Raw genomic sequence first — 1022 nt, 5'->3', positions numbered from 1 at the left:
GGACTAGCCCGGCAACGGGAAGTACCCCGCCGACGGCGCGTAGTGGGCTGTGACCTGCGGATGCTCCACCACCGTCTGCTTGACGGCGAAGCCCGCCTCCGGGGTGAGCCGCAGCAGCCAGTCCGCGATCTCGTCGGGCAGCAGTGGCACCGCGGTCACGGCGTAGGGCACGGCGACCAGCGCCAGCCGATGAGGATCGCCGCCCAGCCGTGGCGCAGCCACACGCCGAGCCCGTACGAGAAGACCGCGCAGAGCGCGGCGGCGACACCGGCGACCACCCGGACGTAGGTCGCCTACGGTGTCGTCGCGACGACGATCCCGGCGGCGAGCAGACCCGTGACGAAGGTGGCCGATCCGACGACGACCGCCTGGGCGGCGATCACCCGCCGGGGCGTCTCACGGGCGCCGTAGCGGGCCGCGACGACGAGCACGATGACCAGCGCGATCACCAGTCCGGACAACGCCTTCTCGACGCCGCGCGCACCGCCCTCACCGAGCCATCGTGGCCGCGATCGCCACCGCGCACGACGGACACCTCGCCCTGGTCGCCCGGCCGGAAGGCGGGCTGCGCGTGTCCGTGACGCTGCCGGCAGCGAAGGTGCCGGTGCGCCGGACCGTCGTGCGCGACGGGCGGCAACTCGCGCTCTCGGTGAAGGAGTTCGCCGTGCTGGAAGCGCTGCTGCAGGCCGCCCCGGGCTTCTTGAGCGCCGAGGCCCTGCTGGAGCGGGTGTGGGACGGGCACGCCGATCCGTTCACCAACACCGTTGCCGTCACGGTGGGCCGGTTGCGCCGCAAGCTCGGTGAACCGCCGATCATCGAGACGACACCGGGAATCGGCTACCGGATCCGGGGAACGCACTAGTGGTGTGGCTCGGAAGGTTGCCGGGGGAATTCGCGGTCAGACGGGTGCATCGTAGTGCCGCCCCGCTGAGCGTGGATTACCTCGCCAACGTTCCGAGCCACACCGCTAGTAGAGCGTCGCGGCTTAGCTGTGCTGCGTTGAGTCGCGCACGGGGCTGGGC

At 71.6% G+C, this 1022-nt stretch carries 2 protein-coding genes and 1 pseudogene; 1 reads left to right on the top strand and 2 read right to left on the bottom strand.

What is annotated here, in order from left to right; all coding sequences use genetic code 11:
• Positions 1–3: 3 nt before the first annotated feature.
• Together SK571_RS46125 and SK571_RS46120 are read right to left on the bottom strand one after the other, a co-directional pair.
• Positions 4–222 (bottom strand): hypothetical protein, encoded by a 219-nt coding sequence (locus SK571_RS46125; protein WP_319990424.1) that lies wholly within the window; start codon positions 220–222, stop codon positions 4–6.
• A gap of 71 nt (positions 223–293) precedes the next feature.
• A complete protein-coding gene (locus tag SK571_RS46120; protein ID WP_319990423.1) occupies positions 294–461 on the bottom strand; it encodes a hypothetical protein in 168 nt (55 codons plus the stop codon).
• Positions 462–601: 140 nt separating this feature from the next.
• Here SK571_RS46120 and SK571_RS46115 point away from each other — a divergent pair.
• Positions 602–862, top strand: a pseudogene (locus tag SK571_RS46115) (winged helix-turn-helix domain-containing protein); the annotation flags it as partial.
• Positions 863–1022: the final 160 nt, after the last annotated feature.

This window comes from Lentzea kristufekii (assembly GCF_033949925.1).
In the GTDB taxonomy this organism is placed as follows: Bacteria; Actinomycetota; Actinomycetes; order Mycobacteriales; family Pseudonocardiaceae; genus Lentzea; species Lentzea kristufekii.
The sequence above is the reverse complement of the archived record's forward strand: the minus strand, read 5'-3'. Positions and strand labels throughout refer to the sequence as shown.